Genomic DNA, 23,545 nt, shown 5'->3' with positions numbered 1-23,545 from the left:
AATGCAAAAACAAACAGCCGATACTTAAGCACTTGATTTTGTACCGGGATGTAGGAAATTAAACAGTGCACAACAAAAAATTAAAAATTAAAAAAATGAAAATAGGAATTATTGGAACAGGTGCTATTGGTAGCACACTGGCAGAGAAATTGTCTCATGCAGGACACCAGGTGAAAGTAACCAACACCCAGGATTTCGCTGAGCTTAGCAAAATTGCAGAACGGTTGGGAGCAAATGCTGCAACACTTAAGGACGTTGTTAAAGATGTAGAGGCCATTATTTTGTCCATTCCTTTCAAAGCATATAAAGACCTGCCGAAAAGTTTATTGCAGGATGTGCCCCAAGAGGTTATCATTATGGACACCTCTAATTATTCTCCTTTACGTGATGGCGAGCTTCCGGGCTTAGAAGGTAAAACGGAAAGTGAATATATTTCCGAAATATTGGGAAGACCGGTTGTCAAAGTTTTTAATATTGTCCTGGGGCACACGCTCAAGCATAACGGTAAAGCTGCTGGGGAAAAAGGAAGGATAGCTATATCGGTAGCTGCCGATAACGATGAACATAAGAAATTAGCCGCTGAAATAGTTGATCAAACAGGCTTTGATACTGTAGATGGGGGAAGTCTTAACTTATCGTGGAGGCAGGAACCGGGAACTCCAGCTTTTTGTACGGAACTAAATGCAGACGAACTCAAACGGGCACTTACCGAAGCTGAAAAAGGAACAGCCCCCGCCAGAAGGGATTATATTATAGACAAATTAATGAAAGCTGAACGACCGCCTTCTCATGAAGAAACAGTTGCCTTAATGCGCTCAGGATCATCAAAAAATTTGAAAATAGGTAATGTGTAAAGACATGAGATACTAAGGCTCTTCGTCACTTGGGTTTTGAGAACCTGACTTACTTTTCGCGTCTGGTGCTCCGGAGCAATACGGAATTGATCCATGTGTTTAAAAAACTAATAGAACACTTAACACCTTTCGTTAAACACAAAAGGCAAGCGTGCCTAAAAGTCGCTTTAGCGTTAAAACGTTTCATTATTGCCTACTTTTGTATCACAATAGCTGCCATTAACTCGCCGAACTTTGTCCTTATAAATATTAAAAATAAAATAATGGCAAAAATAATTTTTATAACAGGCGCATCCCGTGGATTCGGCAGGATCTGGGCAGAAGCGTTCCTAAAACGCGGAGACAATGTGGTAGCCGCAGTTCGAAACCCTGATGCGTTAACGGAACTTTCAAAAGAATTTACCAAAAATCTTTTGGTGCTTAAACTTGATGTAACTGATAAAAAAGCAAGTTTTGAAGCAATTGAAACTGCAAAATCTCACTTTGGCCGCATCGATGTACTCATCAATAATGCCGGCTACGGACATATCGGAGCTGTAGAGGAATTAAATGAGCAAGATGTAAGGACGCAGTTTGAAACTAATGTACTGGGTTCATTATGGACTATACAAGCGGTTGTGCCCATCATGCGTCAGCAAAAATCAGGACAAATCATTCAACTGTCAAGCGCTTTGGGTTTGAATACGGTATCATTAATGGGATTGTATAGTGCATCTAAGTTTGCAATTGAAGGTCTTACCGAAACACTGGCTGGCGAAGTAAGTGGTTTCGGTATTAAAGTAACCATACTGGAACCGGCTGGTTTCTCCACGGATTTCTTCGGTACTAACTCCCTTGCATTGAGTGAATCCATGCCGGCTTACGATGGTATAAGAAAAGATTTTTATGAGCACGCTGGTGATCAAGATTCCGGTAACCCTGCAGCAACTGCCAATGCGCTACTTACCCTGGTGGATTCGGAAAATCCGCCATTAAGATTGCTATTGGGTAAAACTGTTTACCCTTGGGTAAAATACACTTACGAAGAACGCCTGAAAACATGGGAATCATGGCAGGATGTTTCTGTGGCAGCACATGGTTAAGGGAAGTAACATTAGCGGGATCCGGATTTTCCGGGTCCTGTTTTTATAATAGCGAACAATATGAAGCATTTCAAAAAAATCAGCGAACTGCATGAAGTTCTTGGTGTAAAGCCGCCTGAGCACCCTCTTTTTAGTGTGGCTTACGGCGAACGGGATAATTGCACCGGCATCAGCGAACTTGAATTTACTTCAGCATTTTACATCATTGGATTCAAAAAGCTGAAATCAGGGCAAATGCTATACGGAAAAACCAAGTACGACCATGATCTTGGCTCTATGTCATTTATCAAACCGCAGCAGAAAGTATTTTTCCAAAATATGGAGCTAGAGGAAAAGGGGTTTCTGATCATTATCCACGAGGACTTTTTACCTGGAACGCCCCTCTACAGTGAAATTAAAAAATACAGCTATTTTGACTACGAGGTAAATGAGGCACTGCACCTTTCACCGGCAGAAGAAAATATTATCTGGAACCTGTATTTCACCATAGAAAAGGAGTATAACAATAATACAGATGAACATAGCAAAATGATCATCATCAGTCATATTGATTCGATGCTGAAATATGCCCAGCGTTTTTATAAACGACAGTTTATTCACCGGACAGAATTAACCGGGGCGACGCTAACCAGGTTCAATGCATTACTTGCTGCAAATTTCGAAGAAAGAAAATTGAAGGGTACCGGGCTGCCAACTGTAGCTTTGCTGGCAGAAAAGATGCATATTTCTCCTCGTTACTTAACTGATCTGCTTAAAGAAGAAACGGGTAAAACAGCGTTAGAGCTTATTCACCTTTTTTTGATCGGTGAGGCAAAAAATATGCTCACAGGGGGCGATATGAACATATCGGAAATCTCGTCGTCGCTTGGTTTTGAGAATCTAACCTACTTTTCGCGTCTGTTTAAAAAAGAGGTCGGCAGTACTCCCAATAAATTCAGGGATAGTTTATTGAATTAGGACAGAAATCTTGCTTAGGGTTAGTTCAATTGTCAGCACCTGGTAGTAAACCTACTCAAGTCCAGTGCGAAAGTTATTATCAAATTTAATTTAAAAAAATGAAGCGTACAGCAAAAGCATATTGGTCAGGAACTATAAACGAAGGGAAAGGTGAACTGACCACACAAAGTAAAATTCTGAACAAGACACCCTTTAGTTTCAAATCCCGGGTCTCTGCAAACGAAAAAGGCACAAATCCTGAAGAACTGCTTGCGGAAGCCCTTTTTTAGCGCAGGTCTTGTGTTGTGGATTGTGCAATGGCTGACCTGTGCTTTACGATGTGATTAGTTTACAAAAGTCACAAGTGATCCTCGCGCATTCCGCCGCTCAACACTTGCGCCAAAGTGGATTTTTGCAGCACAGAAGGCGCAGTACGTTAAGTAATGTAATCAAATGATAAAAGATATACATCATCGTTCTTTTTGAGAATATAATCTGATTTTAAACCGCTGTCATATTTCAACTGAAAAATCTCAAAATCCTTTGTTCCCCAAATTGACCAAATTGAAAACAGAATTCTGTTTCTTATTACCTGTAAGTAATCTAAGTCTATATTAGATTTATTATATTCAAACGGGCTACCGATTTGTTTCAAAAGATCGGTTACTACATCATAACCGGTTTTATCAGCGCTTGTAATTAATATCTTTTCATAATGCTGAGGCGTGCTACCTTCCCAACGAAAATAAGGGAGATTAATTCTACTTCTAAAACTTTCAAATGTATATTCCCACTGCACATATCTATCCGGTAATGAATCATAATCCGAAGCCATTTTTAAGAAATTATTTACTAATTCTTCCTTAAAAGATTTATCATATGCCTTTTTGAATCGGGGCGGAAAAACAGGTAAGTTGAATTTCTCAAGCCCTTTTGCAAATTGCGTTATAAACCAAATTTCATCCCATTCTAAATACGGTTCGTCATTTAAACTAAAAAAGTTTTTCCAAAGCCATTCTTCTGGCACTGTTTGCCCATTCTCTTCGACCCAAAACTCCGGACGAGTATGGTCAGTAATTATATATCGATCTTTAATGTCCGTACCTACCTCGTTATTTTCAGTGAGAATATAATACTGATTGACATCCATACCAAGTACTAAATATTCTATGTCCTTACGAACATCCCCAAATACGCCAATGGCGGGAGTTTCTTTAAACCGAATTTTCACAACGTTTTTTTTCTAAATATCGGCTTAAGAACTTAGGCTTACAAATAATGAATTTTAGCGATGTTTATTTTTGGAGGAAACCTTATCACAAACGGTCACAGAGAATGTGACCGAAATTAACCCGGAGAGCCGACCCGGATAAAGTGGGCGCGGCATGGTCATCGCCTTTACAATGGGCAATGAGAACAGGATACCACCATATCGAAGAAATTTTGGTGAAAGCCGTTGCGAGGGCATAAGTCAGCGTGATGGTAAAATAAACCGGCAACCCGTTGTCCAATCCCCGTTGTCCGAAGTCAATGACATTCGGACAACGGAAAACTCTGTGTGCAGCAAAGGGACTAAGAGATTTAAATTACGATAAGGTTTAGGTTTTAAAACTACTAACAGGTGAGTTAGCTTTAACATCGCCTTTTAGTTTATAATGCTAAATTAGCGTTAACCTTCTGCCTCTGCAATACTGAAAAAGTGGTATATTAAATCGAGCGGAATTTATTAATAGCTTCTACCTTATTTTGTACCTGGAGCTTGACATACGTATTACGAATGTGTTTTTTTACGGTGCCGGTAGTAATTTCAAGGCGATCGGCAATTTCTTTGTACTGCAGGCCGCGAGCCAGGTGGTTAAGAACTTCTACCTCCCGTTCTGTCAGGTTTTCGGCGGCAACGGCGGCTGGTTTTGCCGCAGCAGTATTGAATGACGCTATCACCCTGCGCGAGATATAGGCGCTCATGGGCGAGCCCCCTGCCGCAATTTCGGTAATCGCATTTCGGATCTCTTCGGCCGATGATTCTTTGAGTAAGTAGCCTGTTGCCCCGCTCTTTAACGATTCAAAAATATTGGTATTGTCATCGTTTATGGTACATACCATGAATTCGGTACCCGGCAGCAGCGGCTTGGCCCGCCGTATAAATTCAATGCCCGACATACCTTCCAGGTTTATATCAACTATAAAGATATCCGCTTTAAGCTCGTTAATTTTCTTTAATAAAGTTTCGGCATTGGCGTATGATCCCATCAGGCTTACTCCGCTCATGTCATGAATAATCTGTTCAAGCCCCCGCCGGTAATGTAAATTATCCTCTAACAAAACTATCTGGATCATGCTTGCAGTATTATGAAATGCTAATATCCTAAATTATCCCCGCTTTATCCTTACCGCCATCATCTAAAGGTTCAGTTTAAGGCTGATGGATGCACCTTTGCCCGGTGCTGTGTCAATTTTCAATTCGGCGTTCAACCTTTTTGCACGTGCATAAATGTTACGGATGCCCATGGTTTCGTGCCTGCGCGTATCGGGATCAAAGCCCCGGCCGTCGTCACGGATGCTGATATGCAGCCGGCTTTTGTAAAGGCTGATTGCCAGGAACGCGTTTTGTGCCTCCGAATGTTTAACTATATTATTTAAAACTTCTTTTATAAGCAGGTACACCTGCCGCCTTTTTTCGCCACTGATGGAAGTTGCGGTTTCGCCAACCGAGGTACTTTCGTGAAGGCGGATGCTGCTGGCTTCAAAAATCTTAACAGCCTGTTTATGAATAAAATTAACCAGGTTGCTTACCTCGTCGTTTTCGGCATCAAGGCTCCAGATAATTAGCCTCATCTGGGTAGATATATCGGTGATAGCCTCATGAATGGCGTCTATCTCCTTAAAAGCAGGCTGATTGGCCACTTTCCGGCTCAGCAACTCGGTTCGCAGCTTGATGCCCGATATGCTTGCCCCCAGATCGTCATGCACCTCGCTGCTGATGCGCTGGCGTTCACGCTGCAGGGCAAGCTCGCTTTCATAGTCCTTTTTTTGTAAGCCGATGATGGACAGGTAATATTTGCGCACCAGTAAAAAAACAATAACTATAGCGCCTATAACAGCTATAGTCTGCAGCCATAGCTGCTGATACCATAAAGGAATAACGTCAAACTGAAAAACAAGCGATGGGCTCAGCTGGTTAAAGCGGTCGGCAGCCACTGCTTCCAGCTCATAGTGTCCGGGGGGTAACAGATCAAACCGTTTTTCGCCGGACGGCGCAATGCTCCAGTTTTTATCAACCCCCCTGAGTCTGAACCGGTATTGTATTTTACCCATGCTTTTGTAGGATAGGGCAACGCAGTTAAATACAACAGGCTGGCCGTAAGTAAAGTTATCTTGTTTTCCCGGTATCCCGTCGTTAATCATTACCGGCCGGGGCAGGTTGGCGTTCCCTAAATTTTGAGTAACCGCTATGCCCTGATCAGTGGCTATATAATAATCACGGCCGTTCTGTACAACATCGGCAACGTTATCTGACGGCAGCCCGTTGCTGGTGTTTAGCAGGCTTACGCGGTAATTTTGATAATTATTACTAAAGTTAATAACGCTTGCGCCATTAGCGGTACAGGCCCATAAGGTATTGGCATCCGTCCATACCAGGTTGCGGATATTGCCGGACGAAATAGCAGGCGCATTAAATTGAACAATTTTTTTGCCTGCCACCAGGAACACGCCCTGGGCTTCGGTACCTATCGCATACACATTGTTATTTGAAGCCAGGCATTTTACAACCTTTATCCCCTTATCGCCCAATAGTCGTACACATTTAAAATTGTCATTGTCAGTGGGAGGTATAAACTCATATAATCCATAAAGTGACCCTACAAGCACCCGGCCATTTTGCCATATAAGGGATGTTATCCGTATATTTTCAAATAGGTACCCTTTTAAATGTTTGAGGTGAGCTGACAGCACGGCGAGAGAATTATGTGAGAGGAAGTACACCGTATCAGGCCGTTCAATAATATCTTTTACCGAACCCGTGAAATAGTTTGTAGCACGCCATGATAGCGGGTTGCTGTTTGATACGTCTAACCCGAATACACCATTATCAGTACCAACCATAAGCCTGTTGCCTGTAATCGGGCGCAAACTGGTTATCCGGTTAAAGTCCGACCGGTTTTGATTTATAGAAAAGGTACCAATGGGTGAATTTTGATTTGCGCCAAGCTTCATATAACTCAGCGTGCTTAAAACGTGCCCCGTAAAAAGGTAACCACGTGCAATGCACAGTTTTAAAACGTCCTCATCAGCCAGGCCGCTTTCTTTGTTAATGATCTTTACTTCGGGGTTGGTACTTAAAAAAAAGCCGTTGTCATAACTGCCAAACCATATATTATTTTCCCGGTCAATAAGGGTACCGGTAGTAATGTATTTGTTAAGATAATTTTTCCGTTCGCCGGTAAGGTAGTTAATGATGTATGTGCCCTGTTTCACCGTGGTAACGGCAAAAGTATTTTTACCGGTAAGATAAACCGAAGTTATATCGCCGGTAAAAGATATTTTATGAAGCGGGATGATCCCGTTTTTTTTATACTGATAAACATACACCCATTCTTTGGTTATCAGTAACAGATGATTTTGCCGGATAGCTAATTTGTACGGTTTGGTATTGGTTTTGGCGGTTTCATAACTTAACTGCCCGGCCGAAAGTTCTTTCTCGAGTACGTTAACATCATTTTCAGACAGGATAATCTCTTCCCCGTCCGTGCCATAAATATATCTGCCCGGGTGTTGTATGGTGTGTTTTTTTGATCTTAGCTCGTGAAAGTGAAAAACTTTGGTACTGAGCCCATAATTTACACAAAGCTCATTGTAACGGTTAAAAAAGAAATTGGCAAAAGGCAGTACTAATATCTTTTGAGTGGGGGTGAGTTTATGTATAAGGCCGTTTTCATAATAACAAACCTGGTAATTATTACAGTAAAAAAATATCCGGTGATAATTGTCCTCGGCTACCCGGAAACATTCATTGCTTTCCAGCCCGTCGGCCGATGTGAAGTTTTTAAAGTGCTGCCCGTCAAACCTGCTTACACCTTTATCGGTGGCTATCCAGATAAAGCCCCGGCTGTCCTGCATTAAATAATTAACCTGTGAACTGGGCAGACCTTCAGGCGCGCCGTAGTTTTTCAGGTAAACTACCTGGTAGGGCGTGCCGGCGTATACGCCCGAAAATAAAAACTGCGTTAATATTAAAAGTTTGAAAAAAAGACTTTTTAATGGCATTTTATTATCTGCACAATTTTAACAACGCCGCTTTTTTTAATGTACAATGATATGGTGTGTACGGCTTTGTATAGCCTGATAAATATAAAAATAAATGCTATATAACGTGTTTAGCGATTGGATATAGAAGAAATAAATAAAAAAAGCGACGAAAAAATCCATGCATGTTGCTGAAAATCAGTATCTTAATAGTGTAAATTCTCTGCCCTTGTTGGAGTTGTCTCCAACAAGCCGATGCCAGTTGAGAGCAGAAACATCAATGGTTAATTGAACATTATCCTCCGACGGTTTTGTTGGAGACAACTCCAACAAAGCGAAGACGATAACACTGGCTTACGACAAACAAGAAATTACGCTCGGCCCTTGTTGGGGTTTGTCTCCAACAAGCCGATGCCAGTTGATAGCAGAAACATCAATGGTTGATTGAACATTATTCTCCGAAGGTTTTGTTGGAGACAACTCCAGAGTGGATAGCCTGGCGCCGTTTCTACCGGCGGCGTACGCCATGATTACACACGTGCGCCAACGGGGCGTATTGATAAGTGCAATTCCAGTAATTATATGCGTATGTATATGAAAGTATTAACTATTAAAAAGTCGGATTTGTATAAAAAAAAAGCTAATTTGCTTACATTCTGATGTTTCTTTCAACCTAAATTTGATGATTCCGAAAAAGGCGTTTATATAGAATGCCAAACCAATTATAAGCACAGTCATTTAAAAAGTTATCCGGCATTTACTAAAGCCGAAATTCATGAAGAGAAGAGCACTCATAAAAGGTCGGTATAACACCTGTTACTAAATTTGCAATATGAAAAAAAAAGCAATACTTAAAACTATCGTAATCGCCGGCCATTTTATTACCGTTATGCTCATTTGCAAGCCGGCTTTTTCACAATATATCGGCCAGTATCAAATAAAGCCGACCAGCCGGCTTAAAGTCGCCGCAAAGGCACAAAGCTTTAATTTACAGGATGTAAGGTTATTAGACAGCCGTTTCAAACAAAACATGGAACGCGATGCCAAATGGATGTTGAGCATTAGTAACGCAAGCTTGTTGCATACCTGGCGGTTAAATGCCGGTATCGCATCCAATGCCAAACCCCTGGGTGGATGGGAATCACCAAATTGTGAGTTACGCGGACATATTATGGGCCATATACTTTCGGGCCTTGCGTTGATGTATGCTTCAACGGGTGAAATAGTTTACAAACAAAAAGCCGATTCGTTGGTGACAGCACTTGCCGAATGCCAGCAGGTTTTGGATGAAGGTGGTTACCTAAGTGCTTTCCCAAAACAATTTATCAACCGGGCGATTAAGGGTGAGTGGGTGTGGGCACCCTGGTATACTATTCACAAAGTGATGGCAGGGCTAACCGATATGTATCTGTATACAGGCAACAAGCAGGCTTTGGATATTGCAGAAAGGATGAGCGGATGGGCTTTTCATAAACTTGAGCCTTTAACGCCTCAGCAATTGGCCACCATGGAGAAAACTGAGTTTGGCGGAATGAGTGAAGTTGCCTATAATTTGTATGCCATAACAGGAAACAGGAACGACAAAAAATTAGCAGAACTTTTTTATCATCACGCTATTATGGACCCTTTAGCAAATAAGGAAGATAAACTCGCGGGGGTTCACGCTAATACCCAAATCCCTAAAATAATAGGTGCAGCGCGCGGATATGAACTTACACATGATGACACGCTAAAAACGATTGCTGAATTTTTTTGGCAAACGGTTATCAATCACCATACCTTTGCAACCGGTGGTAACAGCGATCAGGAATTTTTCTTTACTCCTGATCAAATCTCGAAACATATTACAGCCACTACCACCGAAACCTGCAACACCTACAATATGTTAAAACTGACACGCCACTTGTTTACCTGGACAGCAGACGTAAAGTATGCAGATTATTACGAACGCGCTTTATATAACCATATATTGCCATCGCAGGAAGCGGGGACTGGTATGGTAACCTATTTACAATCCCTAAAGCCCGGTTTGTTCAAGACCTATAGTTCACACGACGACTCCTTTTGGTGTTGCGTGGGCACGGGTTTTGAAAATCATGCTAAATATGCCGAAAGTATTTATTACCACACGGATAATGGCGTTTATGTTAACCTGTTTATCCCATCGGAATTGAACTGGGGCGAGAAAGGCTTTAAAATAGTTCAACAAACCCGCTATCCCGAAGAAAGCGTGACTAACCTTACCGTAAAGGAAGCGCCGTCGCGGATTCCCTTTTCGTTATATATCCGATATCCGCATTGGGCAACGTCAGGTGCTACGATTACAATAAATGGTAAAGCAGTTAAAATATCAGAAAAGCCCGGCAGTTATATTGAGTTAAAAAGAGTATGGAAAACCGGCGACAAAGTGGTTGTTAATTTTCCCATGTCATTGCGATTGATCCCGGCAAACGATGATGCAAAGGTGGCCGCAATCGCTTACGGCCCATTGTTGCTGGCGGGGGATATGGGCACCAACGGAATAAACCCGCCTGCACCTTTTGCTAAGGACCAGCTGGACTTTGTAAATTATAATATCCCTGAAGACGTTATCAGTTCACTAAGCGTTAAAGACCGGAAATTGACTGACTGGCTAACACAAGCGACGGGGAAGCAGCTTATCTTCAAAACCAAAGATGTGGCGGCCAGGCCTATTACACTTATTCCCTATTACGAAATTGATAAGCAGCGCTATGTACTCTATTGGAACTTGAAATGACCCAACTACAATTATGTGAAATGCCGGTATTCCACTTTTACCCAACCAATTAAAATAAAACCCAACCAATTAAAATAAAAATAAGTTCTATGAAACGCAGAAACTTTGTTCAAAACTCTGTACTGGCAGGTGCATCAATATTAACAACCGGACTTTTAAAATCAAATTCAGCAAATGCCAGGACCACAAATGTTGGTAACGGCAAACCTTTTAATTTAAATTATGGCATACATGATGGCATGTTTAAAAACCATGCGGGTGGCGATTTTATTGATCAAATTAAGTTTGCTTACGAGCAGGGATTTCGAAGTATCGAAGATAACTGGATGGGTGGGCGGCCAGTTGATCAGCAAAAAAAGATTGGAGATACACTGGCCAAATTGGGTATGTCCATGGGCGTTTTTGTACAACCTGGTTTAGGCAATGATTCTAACCTATTAGCATCAGGCAAAGCGGAACATATTGATAAGTTTGTTGCCAGCTGTAAGGAAGCGGTTGAAGTAGCCAAACGTATCAATGGTAAACTGGTTACCGTCGTTCCCGGAGATTTTGTACGCAACCTGCCTATTGGCATACAAACAGGTAATGTAATTGAAGCTATCAAAAAAGGAACAGCCATTATTGAACCCCATGGCCTGATCATGGTGCTGGAACCCCTTAGCGACAACCCCGACCTTTTTTTACGTACCCCCGATCAAGCTTATGCTATTTGCAAGGCAGTAGGCAGTCCATCTTGCAAAATCTTGTACGATATGTACCATATACAACGCAACCAGGGCAACATTATCCCTACACTTAATTGGGTTTATGATGAAATAGGTTATTACCAGGTTGGCGATAATCCTGGCCGCAACGAACCCGGTACCGGCGAGATTAATTACAAAAATATATTCAAATTTATTTATGATAAAGGATACAAGGGAGTGGTAGGCATGGAACACGGCAATGCGGGTGCTGGCAAAGCAGGCGAGCTTGCTTTGATCAAAGCATATCGCGAAGCTGATAGTTTCATTTAGGCAACAGGAAGAACTGAGTATTTTTATAATAGAAATGGACAACAATAAAAGAAAATATAGAAATGAGCAACAATAAAAGAAAACATAGAAATGGACAACAATAAAAGAAAACGTTTTTTACTAATAAGTGGCTCAGTGGCGGCGATTCCTTTGTTAGTAGCATTGGGGGCCTTTACCAATATTTCTGAAAAACACTCATCGTATAATTTGGCTACGATTGATACGCCGCTCACTGAAACACAAAAACATTTGGCTAAAAATGGCTTGAAGGAGCTCGACGTGGCGCCTGGTCTGCGTGTTGAAACTATGGCAACCGAACCCATGTTGATTAACCCTACCAATATCGACGTGGATGAAAAAGGAAGGGTTTGGGTGACGGAGGCCTATAATTACCGGTTTGAGATTAATCATAACAAACCTAAAGAGGCAGGCGACCGCATAGTAATTTTAGACGATAAGGATGGAGATGGAAGTTTGGAAACAAGCACGGTGTTTTATCAGGGCCCCGAGGTTAATGCACCTTTAGGTGTGTGCGTATTAGGTAACCGGGTATTGATATCGCAAAGCCCATATGTTTGGGCTTTTTATGACGACAATAATGATGGTAAAGCCGACCGAAAAGAAATACTATTCCAGGGGATAGGTGGTATACAACATGATCATGGGATGCACAGCTTCGCATTTGGCCCGGATGGTAAACTATATTTCAATTTTGGGAATGCTGGTAAAACCCTCAGAGATAAAAATAATGAGGTCGTATTGGATCAGGATGGTGATGAGATAGGACCTAAAAAATACAAAGAAGGAATGCTATTCCGTTGTGATCCTGACGGTACTCATGTGGAATGCCTGGGCCATAATTTCAGAAACGAATACGAATCGGCGGTAGATAGTTATGGAAATATATGGCAAAGTGATAATGATGATGACGGGAATAAAGGAGTACGAATCAATTACGTTATGGAATATGGAAATTATGGCTACACCGATGAAGTAACCGGTGCGGGCTGGACTGCTAAACGCATTAACATGGAAGATTCGATCCCGCTTCGTCACTGGCATCAAAATGATCCGGGTGTTATTCCCAATCTTTTACAAACAGGTTCCGGTTCCCCTACCGGAATGATTTTTTATGAAGGGACGCTGTTACCGCAGCAGTTTCAAAATGGGATGATCCATGCCGAACCGGGACATAATGTTGTTCGGGCCTATCCTGTTCAAAAAGCTGGCGCGGGATATACTGCCGGTATCCTCAACATGCTTAATGGCGATAGGGACCAATGGTTTCGCCCGGCAGATGTCTGTACAGCTCCGGATGGTTCTTTAATTGTAGCCGACTGGTATGATCCTGGCGTTGGCGGACATCGGGTGGGGGATCTTCAGCGTGGTCGCATATACCGGGTTGTTCCGGAAAATATGAAAGCGACCTATAAAATACCTGAACAGGATTATACCACTCCGAAGGGTGCAGTCATTGCCTTGCAAAATCCAAATCTCGACGTTCGCAGGCATGCTTTCGTAGCATTAACCGGCATGGGAGAATCAGCAATAGCGGAGCTGGAAAAGTTATGGGCAACGTCGCCCAATCCCCGTATGCGTGCCCGGGCCCTATGGGTGCTTTCAAAATCAACAAAGGCCACAAAATATCTTTCCGAAGCCATCAACAATCCTAACCCTGATTTAAGGATAGCCGGGCTGAGGGCGGCAAGAGAAGTAAATACCAATGTGCTTAAACTTGCAGGAGCTTTAGTAAATGATCCAGACGCACAGGTAAGGCGCGATTGTGCGATTGCGTTACGGCATCGGAATGAACCGGAAGCCGCGACGATATGGGCGGCACTTGCAGCGAAACATGATGGCAATGACAAATGGTATTTAGAGGCACTGGGTATCGGGGCCGACAAGCAATGGGACCAATTCTTTGCAGCCTACCTGAACATAGTACCGGATCCTTTATTAACAGCCGGAGGCAGAGATATAGTCTGGCGGGCCCGAACAAATACCGCGCTTCCATATCTGGTAAAGCTGGCTAAAGATGCAGGTGTTCCGTTAAAATCCCGTTTGAGATATCTCAGAGCTTTTGACTTTTATCCAGAAGCTGAGAAATCCAAAGCTTTAGTTAAATTATTAGAAGAGAATAATGGTAAAGATTTGAAATTAAGTGCGATAATATTGAAGTCATTAAATCCTCAGGATATATCAGGTTCACCTGTATCTCAGCAACAGGTGAAACAGGTTTTAAATTCATACACTGGAACACAGGATTTTGTTGATATGGTAAAACAATATAATATTACCACAGAAGCCGATAAATTGATGGATCTGGTAAAATCCAATGGTATTCAGAGTAACGGAGGATATCAGAGCGGAGGAATCGGGGCCGATGCGGCAAGGCTATTACTTAAAGCCAATGAAGACCCTCGCTTCCTAAATGTGATTAAAGGTAAAGATCAGAAAAAGACGTCCAATGTTTTAGCAGTACTTGGTGCAATAGGCAACAATGAATCAACAGCTATCCTGTCAAAGGTGATTTTATCAAACCAGTACAGCATATCCACTCGTCAAAAAGCGATTCAAACGCTGGGTAAAAGCCAAAATGGGGAAGACCGCGTTCTGGAAATGCTCCAGGGAAAAAAATTGCCTCAGAGTTTAATTACGCCAGCCGTTGCAGGCTTGAGCGGAACACTCAGAAAAAGCACATTGGACAAAGCAAAAGCCTTTTTATCCAAAACCGATGTTGCCAAAACTGCTAAAACCAGGATGCCTTCTGCTAATCTTAATGCCTTACTTGCTTTAAAAGGAAATGCACTGAAAGGAAATGCCGTTTTCCTCAGAACCTGTTCCGTATGTCATAGAGTTAATAAAGCTGGTTTTGAATTTGGACCTAATTTATCAGAAATAGGTGCGAAATTACCACAGGAAGGATTATTTGATGCTATTGTTAACCCCTCTGCAGGTATTAATTTTGGATATGAGACCTCACAACTTATTATGAAAGATGGATCGACCCTGGTGGGGATTATTTCGAGCCGGACGGAGACAGATATCGAATTGAAATACCCTGGAGGCTCTGTTCAGAAAATAAAAACCAATGATGTTAAGCAAATAAAAAAAGTGTCAACCTCTATGATGCCGGCCGGCCTACATCAAACAATGTCAAAACAAGAATTCGCGGATCTACTTACGTTCCTTGCCTCTTTGAAAAAGAAAAGATAATACAAATAAAGCAGTAGCCTGCCTAAGGGCCATAATGTTAGCCCTCTGCAACTTAAGGACGGAAGATATGCGGTCCCCAGCTATCACAAGGTCTTTTCGCTGCTACAAGGCCCAGCCTTGTGGCCTGCTGACAGGTAAACGCCATGCAAAGTAATAAATATGCAACACCCGGATGTTAATTTCATCCGGGTGTTTTTGTATACCCGCAGCGTACGCCCAGATTAGATTTGAGATGTGAGATATTAGATTTGAGATTCGGGTTGCATTGAATTCCGTCGGCTTCTTGTGTATTAGTTGGCAATAAGAATGATTGATATTGAGGAAATGATGTAGCTTTATACAAAGCATTAATGTCGCTTGAATTTTTGTAAGCAGCGATAGTTGTGCTAACTGATTCGGACACAGCCCAAACCATCAATAAAAAAATAATCATGAATATTTTAATCATCATTTTACTTGTAATAGGAGGCATTATTGCTTTGCTGTTAATTATTGCGCTTTTGATGAAGAAGGAACATTATGTGAATAGCGAAATTATTATCAACGCGCCCCGGCAAAAAGTATTCGACTATTTAAAACTGCTCAAAAACCAGGACAAATTTAACAAACACGCGATGGCCGCCCCCGATAGGAATGCAGAATTCAAAGGAACAGACGGAACGGTTGGATTTATTTATGCCTGGAGCGGAGATAAAAATGCCGGTGTAGGAGAAAAGGAAATTATGAACATTATTGAAGGGAAAAGGGTTGAGATGGAAATTCGTTTTGTAAAACCAATGGTAACCAGTGCCCGCATTATTATGGAAATGGAAGCTTTAGCCGACAATAAAACCAAAGTAACCTGGAGCAATGCCGGTACATTGAAATATCCGGTAAACATGATGATACCAATGATGGAAAAACATGTTGCGAAAGATATGGATATCAGTTTATCGACTTTGAAAAATATTCTGGAACAATAAACACAACGCATATAATACAACTAAACGCGTTTGGCATTTGTGCTTCATATGGACTAACAGTGAAACGAGCAACCATGACGTGTTCGGTTTTACAAACATACGCTTAAACGCTGGCCACGACTCACCCCGGCTACGCTATGCTGGCCGACCCTCTCCGCAAAGAGGGTTAAGCTCCAATTTTTGTTTTATTGCCCCTCTATGCGACGCAGTCGGAGAGAGGGGCAGACGGGCGTAGCCTCGTCGGGGTGAGTCGACTCGCTGCCATGCGATATACGTCATTTCCCCTTCAGAGTCCCCGGATTTTACCACTCGGCATGACAGCCCTTTTAGCAACATCATTTCCCCTTCAGAATTACCCATGCCGTGTTTGAAAAAAAAGCCTTTTGTCATGCTGAACGTAGTGAAGCATCTATTATTCGCCATGCCTCATCGCCCTGTACAGTCTGCCAATAGATCCTTCACTACGTTCAGGATGACAGACCTTTTAAAGTGTCATGTCTAAAAAACCTCAAAACAAAAAAAGGCGCCAACATGGCACGAATGGTCGGAAGAAATTCCGGCCATTTTTTATGTTTTAAAAAAGAGGCCTGGATCACCGCCGCATTGTATAACGATCAGAGCGATTGCCAGGTCTCTGACTTCCATAGCAAATCGTCTTTTGGAAGTTTTATAGCCCTGTTTATTCCCTTTTTTGTAGATCAACACCAGCAAGCTGGTTATCAATGTCATATATAACATAACCTGCAGTCCATTTTGATTAAGGGAAACCAGGTGAGATACGTTGAGTTCTTGTTTGAGGAACCGGAAAAACACCTCGATGTCCCAACGCCTGCGATAGGCCTGGGCAATCTCTTTGGCCGATAAGCCGAACTCATTGGTTAACAACCAGTACTCTTTACCCTCATCAGATTTACTTTTTACAATGATCAGGCGAAAAGGGCGATCCACCAGTATTTCTATGTAATGTTTATTCCCTCGTTTATTGGTTACAGGCATACCTGTATAAAGCCGGACAATGCTATCTCTGAGCAAAATAGATTCCCCCATATCCATATCCTGCCCTTCGGCGATCAGCGATTCTACTAACTCGAACTTCCTGTTCTCCTTTGCGCGGCAGATGAAGTTTATCTCGCTTTCACTGAAAGCTTTCATTGTCCGGGTAGATTGAAGCCCCCTGTCTAAAACATAGATATTCTGATGCCCCGGTTCTTTCTTAACATGCGCCATTACTACTTCCGGCAAGGCATTGTCTTCATTGCCATAGTTTGGGCTGGTAAATACCTGGGCCAGTCCAGGCAGAATGCCATCAAAAGCAAGGCTGTATTTGACCGCTTTCTTACTGCTGCCGGAAAGAGCGATGCCTTCGGATAACTTTCCGGCGGTTTCACTAACTATTGTACTGTCTACCCGGATCAGGTTGTATTGCTTTCTTTCCGTTAAAGTATAAGCCGCAGAAAACTGCTCATAGATAAATTCGTAGATCTGCCTGAAATAATCCGGGTCAACTTTAGACAATCTTTCCGAGATGGAACTCCGGCGCACCTTTTCATCTTCATCAAGGTTAAAAAGCATCTTGAATACCGAATCATTGAACGTGTCCTCAAGGCTTCTCTGGCTAAGCCTGTCATTATCCAAAATGCCATAGAGCAGCAAAGAAAATAACTTATTACCATGCAAAACCTTTGCATAACGATCGATCCTGGTTGTGAGCGACAAATTTGCTATCAATGCTTCAGGAATAAAGCCTAAGAGCTGTTTTACGGTGATACTATGATCTTTAAAAATGGCCATATCTCATTGATTTACAGCATTTAATATACTTGAAATCAATGAGAAAAACAAATAAATAATTGATAATCAGATAGTTAAATAAAAAAAACAACCCGTCCATAAACAAAAAAAGTCGGAAGATTAATCTTCCGACCATTCGTGCCAACATGGCGCCTCTTTGAATATGATTCATAGTAAATTTTAGACAGAGAAACTTTCGCCGCAACCGCAGGTACGACTGGCGTTGGGGTTATGGAAATTGAAGCCTTTTCCGTTTAAACCGTCAGAGAAGTCAAGCTCGGTACCGGCAAGGTACAGGAATGATTTCATATCCAAAGCAATTCGGATCCCATGGTCTTCAAAAAACTGGTCGCCCTTTTTTTCTTCGTTATCAAAATCAAGATTATATGATAAACCAGAGCAACCACCTCCCTGTACAGACACCCGCAGAAAATAAGAAGCATCAAGCCCCGAATCCTGCATCAGGTGTTCTATTTTACTTTTCGCTTTATCAGTTATGGTTACCATTTTTTTAGATTTGAGATATGAGATTTTAGATTTGAGATCAATTGCCACAAACCCAACTCAATCTATTAAACAACACACCATTTAAAAATCTGCGCCAGATATGGGATCTCAAATCTCATATCTAACATCTCAAATCTTATTAATGATGTACTTTTTCGCTTGCAATTGCTTCCAGGCCGTTTTTTACGCGGAAATCGTTAATTGCTGCTTTAATTGCATCCTCTGCCAAAACCGAGCAGTGGATTTTTACCGGTGGAAGGGCCAGTTCTTCAACAATATCCATGTTGTCTATCTTCATAGCATCATCAATGCTTTTGCCTTTTAACCACTCTGTAGCTAAAGATGAAGAAGCGATTGCCGAACCGCAACCAAAAGTTTTAAATTTTGCATCGGTAATAACGTTGTTATCATCCACCTCAATCTGCAGGCGCATAACGTCGCCGCATTCCGGAGCACCAACCAGGCCTGTACCTACCTTGTGGCTGCTTTTATCCAAAGTGCCCACATTGCGGGGGTTGGTGTAGTGATCAATTACTTTATCAGAATATGCCATTTTTCTTAATTTTTTAATTTGAAAATTTGAGGATTTGAAAATGATTCAGATCCCTTATTTATTTAAGTACTGTTATTAATTGAACCTGGTAATTTTCAAATCTTCAAATTACCAAATCTTCAAATCAATTAATGTTCTGCCCACTCAATTGAGTTAAGGTCGATGCCTTCTTTAAACATTTCCCAAAGTGGTGAAAGTTCGCGCAGGTGAGTAACCGCTTTTTTGGTTACTTCAACAGCGTAATCAACTTCCTCTTCGGTAGTAAAGCGGCCCAGGCCAAAACGGATTGATGAATGTGCCAGATCGTCTGATAAGCCCAGGCTTTTCAGTACATATGATGGCTCCAACGAAGCTGATGTACAGGCCGAGCCTGATGATACAGCCAAGTCCTTCATCGCCATCATTAAGCCTTCGCCTTCAACATATTTGAACGAGATATTGGCTACATGTGGTAAGCGGTGTTCAACGTTTCCGTTAACATAGCTTTCTTCCAGTACGGTTAATGCCGATTCCAGTTTATCACGTAAAGCCGATAAGCGTTTTGCTTCGCTTTCCATTTCTAAACCGCAAAGCTCACAGGCTTTACCCAAACCAACAATACCTGGTACGTTTAACGTGCCAGAGCGCATACCACGCTCGTGACCGCCGCCATCCATTTGTGCTGTTACTTTAACCCTTGGTCCTTTACGGCGAACGTATAATGCGCCAACGCCTTTAGGGCCGTATATTTTATGTGCCGATAATGCCAAAAGGTCAATACCATCAGCATTAACGTCAACAGGTATTTTACCAACCGCCTGTACAGCATCTGTCATAAACAGCGCGCCATATTTGTGGGCGATAGCAGATATTTCTTTTATAGGCTGAATAACGCCGATTTCGTTGTTGCCATACATTACCGATACCAGTATGGTTTCGGGGGTCATGGCTGCTTCTAAAACAGCAAGGTCAACCAGGCCGTCTTCTTTAACGGGAAGATAAGTAACCTTGGCGCCTAATTTTTCAACGTGTTTGCAGGCATCAAGAATTGCTTTATGCTCGGTAACGGTAGTTATAATGTGGTTGCCTTTGTCTTTATACATTTCAAAAACACCCTTGATAGCAAGGTTATCTGATTCTGTAGCGCCCGAAGTAAAAATTATTTCTTTCTCATTGGCACCAATTAATTTGGCCACCTGCTCGCGTGCATAATCAACACCTTCTTCGGCTACCCAGCCAAAAGGATGGTTACGGCTGGCTGCATTACCAAATTTTGTGGTAAAATAAGGTAACATTGCCTCCAAAACCCGCGGATCCATTGGTGTTGTAGCGTTATTATCTAAATAAATTGGGATATTCATGTTCTATGATATATTAACAATGACAAAGATAAGCAAGTTTTAATTGAATTTCAGCTAAAAACATTCGCAAATTATTAAAGCTGACTATTAATTTACAATATTTGGACATGAATAAAGTAGAGCACATAGGTATAGCGGTTAACAGTGTTAACCTTGCGGGCAGCATCTACCAAAAGCTATTGAACACATCGGTTTATAAAACCGAAACGGTTGAAAGCGAAGGCGTGCTCACCGCTTTTTTACAAACCGGCCCCAATAAAATTGAGTTGCTGCAAGCTTTAAATGACGATAGCCCGATAGCCAGATTTATTGCCAAAAAAGGGGAGGGGATTCATCATATCGCTTTTGAGGTAGATGATATAGTTGCCGAAATGCAGCGGCTGAAAAGTGAAGGGTTTGTTTTGCTGAATGAGGAACCTAAACGAGGTGCAGATAACAAGTTAGTTTGTTTTGTTCATCCTAAAAGTGCTAATGGGGTGCTGATTGAGCTTTGTCAAAGCATGTAAGAAGCTGTTTTAAAATAAATAAAACAGACCGTCATTGCGAGGTACGAAGCAATCCCCGATAAGCAGAGCGAACCTTAATAGTCTGCTCTGTATAGTTAGGGATTGCTTCGTACCTCGCAATGACGGTTGGCTATATGTTTCAGGAAAAGCGTAAGCACTCACACACAATACACGTTCAAAAAACCCGCAACCCGCACCACGATCCCCGCACCAAACCCCATCCTGCAAATCTTTTTACTTTTGCCTTTTGAATTTTGAATTATTTTATTACATTTGCGCCTCTTTTAAAGACTACAGAAGATAAGTTTATATATAATGAAAAAAGATCTGCATCCATCAAACTATAGATTAGTTGTGTTTAAAGATATGTCAAACGACTATGCTTTCATGACTAAATCATGCATCGATACACGTGAATCCATTAAATGGGAAGACGGTAACGAGTATCCACTGATCAAATTAGAAATTTCGCACACTTCGCACCCTTTCTATACCGGTAAAATGAAACTGGTTGATACTGCAGGTCGTATCGATAAATTCCGTACACGTTACAACAAGAAGTAATTTCCTGTTTAATTAAATATTTACAAGTCTCGGCTTTGCAGCCGGGACTTTTTTTATTTTTGTTCCATGGGAATTATCCTTTTTGACGATAACGCACACCAAACACTGCTACCGCTTACCTATACCCGGCCCGTGGCCGATATGCGCATAGGTATCCTTACCATTGCAGAAAAGTGGGCCAGGCATTTAAATGCCAATACTTCTTTTTATACGCTTGATTATTTACAGGCCAAATTCCCTGCAAAAATTGAGGCCGATAATTTATTTATTAATGGTGCGGTTTGCCCCGACGAGAACCTGCTGGAGGCTATAGAAAAGCTGCAAACCGGCGAAGCGCTAAAGTATAACGATCAGCTGCTGGCTGTAAAACTTAACCAGGCTGATGCCGAAAGTTTTGATGCTGCTGCAAAGTTTGATAAGGTTACGGCATACACCAACCTGTTTGTATTTATCCGCTATCCCGAAGATATTTTCAGGAAGAATGATATTGAGCTCCGGAAAGATTTTCAATTGCTTACCAAAGGCCGTACAAGTGCTGCAATAGGTTCAACCAATATCATTATTGGTGATGGTTTTTTTGCCGAAGAGGGCGCGGTTGCCGATTGTTCTACATTCAACACAACCAACGGGCCAATATACTTATCAGCCAATACCGAAATTTGGGAAGGCACCCATATCCGTGGTCCTTTTGCGCTTTGCGAACATTCGCAGGTAAAAATGGGTGCGAAGATTTACGGTGCAACTACAGTAGGCCCATACTCACGGGTAGGCGGCGAGCTGAACAATGCGGTGATCTGGGGATATTCGTCAAAAGGGCATGAGGGCTATTTAGGTAACTCTGTATTAGGCGAATGGTGTAATATTGGTGCCGATACCAACAACTCCAACCTTAAAAATAATTATGCCGAAGTGCGGCTTTGGGATTACGATACACAGCGTTTTCGCAAAACCGGCCTGCAATTTTGCGGACTCATTATGGCCGACCATGCCAAATGTGCCATCAATACCATGTTTAATACCGGTACGGTAGTAGGGGTTAGCGCCAATGTGTTTGGCGCCGGCTTCCCGCGTAATTTTATAGCCGATTTTTCATGGGGAGGAGCACAGGGTTTTGAGGTATACTCGATCAGTAAAATGTTTGAGACCGCCCGGAAAGTATTTGACCGCCGCGACCACCGTGAATTTAGCGTAGTGGAACAGGAAATATTGCAAAAAGTATTTGAATTAACAGAAGAGTACAGGCGTTTTTAGTGAGTAGTTACTGGTTGATTAGGTGAATGGTTTAAACGGGCGGTGCAGTAAACCTGCAACCACTCACCTAATCAACTTAATCAACCACTCACCAAGCCAACATTCTACCCAATCAACCACTCACATAATCAACTAAAATATAAAATCATGAGAAAAAAAATTGTTGCCGGAAACTGGAAAATGAATCTTGACTATAATGAAGGTTTAGGCGTATTTACCGAAATCATCAACATGGTTAAAGACGAAGTTACCGGCACCCAGGAAGCGGTTATCTGCAGCCCTTTTATCCATATCAACAGCCTGGTACAATTAGCAAAAGGTTACAATAAAGTATCGGTAGGTGCGCAAAACGCCCACCAGGCCGAAAGTGGCGCTTATACCGGCGAAATCTCTGCCAGGATGATCAAATCTATCGGCGCAGCTTATGTTATTCTTGGTCACTCAGAGCGCCGCCAGTATTTTGGCGAAAGCAATGAGTTGCTGGCTAAAAAAACTGATACCGTATTGAAACATGATCTTCGCCCTATTTTTTGCATCGGCGAAACTTTGCAGGAGCGCGAAGCAAACCAGCATTTTGATGTGATTAAATCACAGCTTGCTGAAGGCGTGTTCCATTTAGAAGCTGCTGATTTTTCAAAATTGGTTTTGGCTTATGAACCGGTTTGGGCTATTGGTACAGGCGTAACTGCTTCATCGGCACAGGCACAGGAAATTCATGAATTTATCCGTAAAGAAATTGCTGCAAAATACGGCCAGGATGTTGCTGATAGCACTACCATTTTATACGGAGGCAGCTGTAACCCAAAAAATGCCGCCGAACTATTTGCCCAGCCCGATATTGATGGCGGCCTTATAGGTGGGGCATCCCTGAAATCACGTGATTTTGTGGATATCATCAAGGCGTTTAATTAGATAGGAGATGAGCCGCGCTTGTCGGGTTTTTTAGATCAAACAGAAATAGGCAA

19 protein-coding genes are annotated in these 23,545 nt (G+C 42.0%); 12 read left to right on the top strand and 7 right to left on the bottom strand.

The window, feature by feature from the left end:
- Positions 1 to 65 precede the first annotated feature (65 nt).
- The 4 genes from AC1DO4_RS17820 (at position 66) to AC1DO4_RS17805 (ending at position 3,162) form a co-directional block, all read left to right on the top strand.
- Positions 66 to 854 carry an NADPH-dependent F420 reductase gene (locus tag AC1DO4_RS17820; RefSeq protein ID WP_477418213.1) on the top strand — a complete coding sequence of 263 codons (789 nt, stop codon included), beginning with the start codon at positions 66 to 68 and terminating at the stop codon, positions 852 to 854.
- A 263-nt stretch (positions 855 to 1,117) separates the two neighbouring features.
- The gene (locus tag AC1DO4_RS17815) at positions 1,118 to 1,936 is read left to right on the top strand and encodes an SDR family NAD(P)-dependent oxidoreductase (protein ID WP_477418211.1); all 819 of its coding nucleotides are present in this window, start codon (positions 1,118 to 1,120) and stop codon (positions 1,934 to 1,936) included.
- 60 nt (positions 1,937 to 1,996) lie between these two features.
- Positions 1,997 to 2,893, top strand: a complete 897-nt coding sequence (locus tag AC1DO4_RS17810; RefSeq protein ID WP_477418209.1) for a helix-turn-helix domain-containing protein — start codon at positions 1,997 to 1,999, stop codon at positions 2,891 to 2,893.
- A 98-nt stretch (positions 2,894 to 2,991) separates the two neighbouring features.
- Positions 2,992 to 3,162: an OsmC family protein gene (locus AC1DO4_RS17805; RefSeq protein WP_477418207.1), complete on the top strand. Its 171-nt coding sequence runs from the start codon at positions 2,992 to 2,994 to the stop codon at positions 3,160 to 3,162.
- A gap of 146 nt (positions 3,163 to 3,308) precedes the next feature.
- On the opposite strand, the gene AC1DO4_RS17800 is transcribed toward AC1DO4_RS17805, so the two are convergent.
- The 3 genes from AC1DO4_RS17800 to AC1DO4_RS17790 all read right to left on the bottom strand — a co-directional run bounded on the left by AC1DO4_RS17800 (position 3,309) and on the right by AC1DO4_RS17790 (position 8,137).
- The gene (locus AC1DO4_RS17800) at positions 3,309 to 4,103 is read right to left on the bottom strand and encodes a hypothetical protein (protein WP_477418205.1); all 795 of its coding nucleotides are present in this window, start codon (positions 4,101 to 4,103) and stop codon (positions 3,309 to 3,311) included.
- 476 nt (positions 4,104 to 4,579) lie between these two features.
- Positions 4,580 to 5,209 carry a response regulator gene (locus AC1DO4_RS17795; protein WP_477418203.1) on the bottom strand — a complete coding sequence of 210 codons (630 nt, stop codon included), beginning with the start codon at positions 5,207 to 5,209 and terminating at the stop codon, positions 4,580 to 4,582.
- Between the two features lie 63 nt (positions 5,210 to 5,272).
- Positions 5,273 to 8,137 carry a sensor histidine kinase gene (locus tag AC1DO4_RS17790; RefSeq protein ID WP_477418201.1) on the bottom strand — a complete coding sequence of 955 codons (2,865 nt, stop codon included), beginning with the start codon at positions 8,135 to 8,137 and terminating at the stop codon, positions 5,273 to 5,275.
- A gap of 811 nt (positions 8,138 to 8,948) precedes the next feature.
- On the opposite strand from AC1DO4_RS17790, the gene AC1DO4_RS17785 reads away from it, so the two are divergent.
- From AC1DO4_RS17785 to AC1DO4_RS17770, 4 genes are all read left to right on the top strand, one after another.
- A complete protein-coding gene (locus tag AC1DO4_RS17785; RefSeq protein ID WP_477418199.1) occupies positions 8,949 to 10,874 on the top strand; it encodes a glycoside hydrolase family 127 protein in 1,926 nt (641 codons plus the stop codon).
- Positions 10,875 to 10,963: 89 nt separating this feature from the next.
- Positions 10,964 to 11,890, top strand: a complete 927-nt coding sequence (locus AC1DO4_RS17780; RefSeq protein WP_477418197.1) for a hydroxypyruvate isomerase family protein — start codon at positions 10,964 to 10,966, stop codon at positions 11,888 to 11,890.
- A 90-nt stretch (positions 11,891 to 11,980) separates the two neighbouring features.
- Complete coding sequence (locus tag AC1DO4_RS17775) at positions 11,981 to 15,106, top strand: PVC-type heme-binding CxxCH protein (protein WP_477418195.1); 3,126 nt, start codon at positions 11,981 to 11,983, stop codon at positions 15,104 to 15,106.
- Between the two features lie 431 nt (positions 15,107 to 15,537).
- Positions 15,538 to 16,068, top strand: coding sequence for an SRPBCC family protein (locus AC1DO4_RS17770; RefSeq protein ID WP_477418193.1), 531 nt, complete (start codon positions 15,538 to 15,540; stop codon positions 16,066 to 16,068).
- A gap of 567 nt (positions 16,069 to 16,635) precedes the next feature.
- Here the strand turns inward: AC1DO4_RS17770 and AC1DO4_RS17765 are convergent.
- The 4 genes from AC1DO4_RS17765 to AC1DO4_RS17750 form a co-directional block, all read right to left on the bottom strand.
- On the bottom strand, positions 16,636 to 17,859 hold the full coding sequence (locus tag AC1DO4_RS17765) for an IS4 family transposase (protein WP_477418191.1): 1,224 nt from the start codon (positions 17,857 to 17,859) through the stop codon (positions 16,636 to 16,638).
- Between the two features lie 180 nt (positions 17,860 to 18,039).
- Positions 18,040 to 18,366: a HesB/IscA family protein gene (locus AC1DO4_RS17760; protein WP_477403396.1), complete on the bottom strand. Its 327-nt coding sequence runs from the start codon at positions 18,364 to 18,366 to the stop codon at positions 18,040 to 18,042.
- A 139-nt stretch (positions 18,367 to 18,505) separates the two neighbouring features.
- The gene (gene iscU / locus AC1DO4_RS17755; protein ID WP_090646927.1) at positions 18,506 to 18,919 is read right to left on the bottom strand and encodes a Fe-S cluster assembly scaffold IscU; all 414 of its coding nucleotides are present in this window, start codon (positions 18,917 to 18,919) and stop codon (positions 18,506 to 18,508) included.
- A 128-nt stretch (positions 18,920 to 19,047) separates the two neighbouring features.
- Positions 19,048 to 20,259 carry an IscS subfamily cysteine desulfurase gene (locus AC1DO4_RS17750; RefSeq protein WP_477403399.1) on the bottom strand — a complete coding sequence of 404 codons (1,212 nt, stop codon included), beginning with the start codon at positions 20,257 to 20,259 and terminating at the stop codon, positions 19,048 to 19,050.
- Positions 20,260 to 20,366: 107 nt separating this feature from the next.
- Here AC1DO4_RS17750 and mce point away from each other — a divergent pair, with 107 nt between their 5' ends.
- The 4 genes from mce to tpiA all read left to right on the top strand — a co-directional run bounded on the left by mce (position 20,367) and on the right by tpiA (position 23,492).
- Complete coding sequence (gene mce / locus AC1DO4_RS17745; RefSeq protein WP_477418189.1) at positions 20,367 to 20,765, top strand: methylmalonyl-CoA epimerase; 399 nt, start codon at positions 20,367 to 20,369, stop codon at positions 20,763 to 20,765.
- 315 nt (positions 20,766 to 21,080) lie between these two features.
- Positions 21,081 to 21,329: a type B 50S ribosomal protein L31 gene (locus AC1DO4_RS17740; RefSeq protein ID WP_477394939.1), complete on the top strand. Its 249-nt coding sequence runs from the start codon at positions 21,081 to 21,083 to the stop codon at positions 21,327 to 21,329.
- A 66-nt stretch (positions 21,330 to 21,395) separates the two neighbouring features.
- Positions 21,396 to 22,580 (top strand): GlmU family protein, encoded by a 1,185-nt coding sequence (locus AC1DO4_RS17735; RefSeq protein ID WP_477418186.1) that lies wholly within the window; start codon positions 21,396 to 21,398, stop codon positions 22,578 to 22,580.
- A 147-nt stretch (positions 22,581 to 22,727) separates the two neighbouring features.
- The gene (tpiA, locus tag AC1DO4_RS17730) at positions 22,728 to 23,492 is read left to right on the top strand and encodes a triose-phosphate isomerase (RefSeq protein ID WP_477407830.1); all 765 of its coding nucleotides are present in this window, start codon (positions 22,728 to 22,730) and stop codon (positions 23,490 to 23,492) included.
- Positions 23,493 to 23,545 lie beyond the last annotated feature (53 nt).

This window comes from Mucilaginibacter sp. P5_A6, from assembly GCF_056400585.1.
Note: the sequence above shows the minus strand (reverse complement) of the source record. Positions and strands in the feature narration are given on the sequence as shown.

What these genes read in the sequence shown, in the direction of transcription:
- AC1DO4_RS17740 (WP_477394939.1), top strand. Translation starts at nt 21,081, where the DNA reads ATGAAAAAAGATCTGCATCCATCAAACTATAGATTAGTTGTGTTTAAA.
- AC1DO4_RS17810 (WP_477418209.1), top strand. Translation starts at nt 1,997, where the DNA reads ATGAAGCATTTCAAAAAAATCAGCGAACTGCATGAAGTTCTTGGTGTA.
- AC1DO4_RS17765 (WP_477418191.1), bottom strand. Translation starts at nt 17,859, where the DNA reads ATGGCCATTTTTAAAGATCATAGTATCACCGTAAAACAGCTCTTAGGC.
- mce (WP_477418189.1), top strand. Translation starts at nt 20,367, where the DNA reads ATGAATAAAGTAGAGCACATAGGTATAGCGGTTAACAGTGTTAACCTT.
- AC1DO4_RS17790 (WP_477418201.1), bottom strand. Translation starts at nt 8,137, where the DNA reads ATGCCATTAAAAAGTCTTTTTTTCAAACTTTTAATATTAACGCAGTTT.
- AC1DO4_RS17760 (WP_477403396.1), bottom strand. Translation starts at nt 18,366, where the DNA reads ATGGTAACCATAACTGATAAAGCGAAAAGTAAAATAGAACACCTGATG.
- AC1DO4_RS17795 (WP_477418203.1), bottom strand. Translation starts at nt 5,209, where the DNA reads ATGATCCAGATAGTTTTGTTAGAGGATAATTTACATTACCGGCGGGGG.
- AC1DO4_RS17815 (WP_477418211.1), top strand. Translation starts at nt 1,118, where the DNA reads ATGGCAAAAATAATTTTTATAACAGGCGCATCCCGTGGATTCGGCAGG.
- AC1DO4_RS17805 (WP_477418207.1), top strand. Translation starts at nt 2,992, where the DNA reads ATGAAGCGTACAGCAAAAGCATATTGGTCAGGAACTATAAACGAAGGG.
- iscU (WP_090646927.1), bottom strand. Translation starts at nt 18,919, where the DNA reads ATGGCATATTCTGATAAAGTAATTGATCACTACACCAACCCCCGCAAT.
- AC1DO4_RS17770 (WP_477418193.1), top strand. Translation starts at nt 15,538, where the DNA reads ATGAATATTTTAATCATCATTTTACTTGTAATAGGAGGCATTATTGCT.
- AC1DO4_RS17785 (WP_477418199.1), top strand. Translation starts at nt 8,949, where the DNA reads ATGAAAAAAAAAGCAATACTTAAAACTATCGTAATCGCCGGCCATTTT.
- AC1DO4_RS17750 (WP_477403399.1), bottom strand. Translation starts at nt 20,259, where the DNA reads ATGAATATCCCAATTTATTTAGATAATAACGCTACAACACCAATGGAT.
- AC1DO4_RS17780 (WP_477418197.1), top strand. Translation starts at nt 10,964, where the DNA reads ATGAAACGCAGAAACTTTGTTCAAAACTCTGTACTGGCAGGTGCATCA.
- AC1DO4_RS17735 (WP_477418186.1), top strand. Translation starts at nt 21,396, where the DNA reads ATGGGAATTATCCTTTTTGACGATAACGCACACCAAACACTGCTACCG.
- tpiA (WP_477407830.1), top strand. Translation starts at nt 22,728, where the DNA reads ATGAGAAAAAAAATTGTTGCCGGAAACTGGAAAATGAATCTTGACTAT.
- AC1DO4_RS17775 (WP_477418195.1), top strand. Translation starts at nt 11,981, where the DNA reads ATGGACAACAATAAAAGAAAACGTTTTTTACTAATAAGTGGCTCAGTG.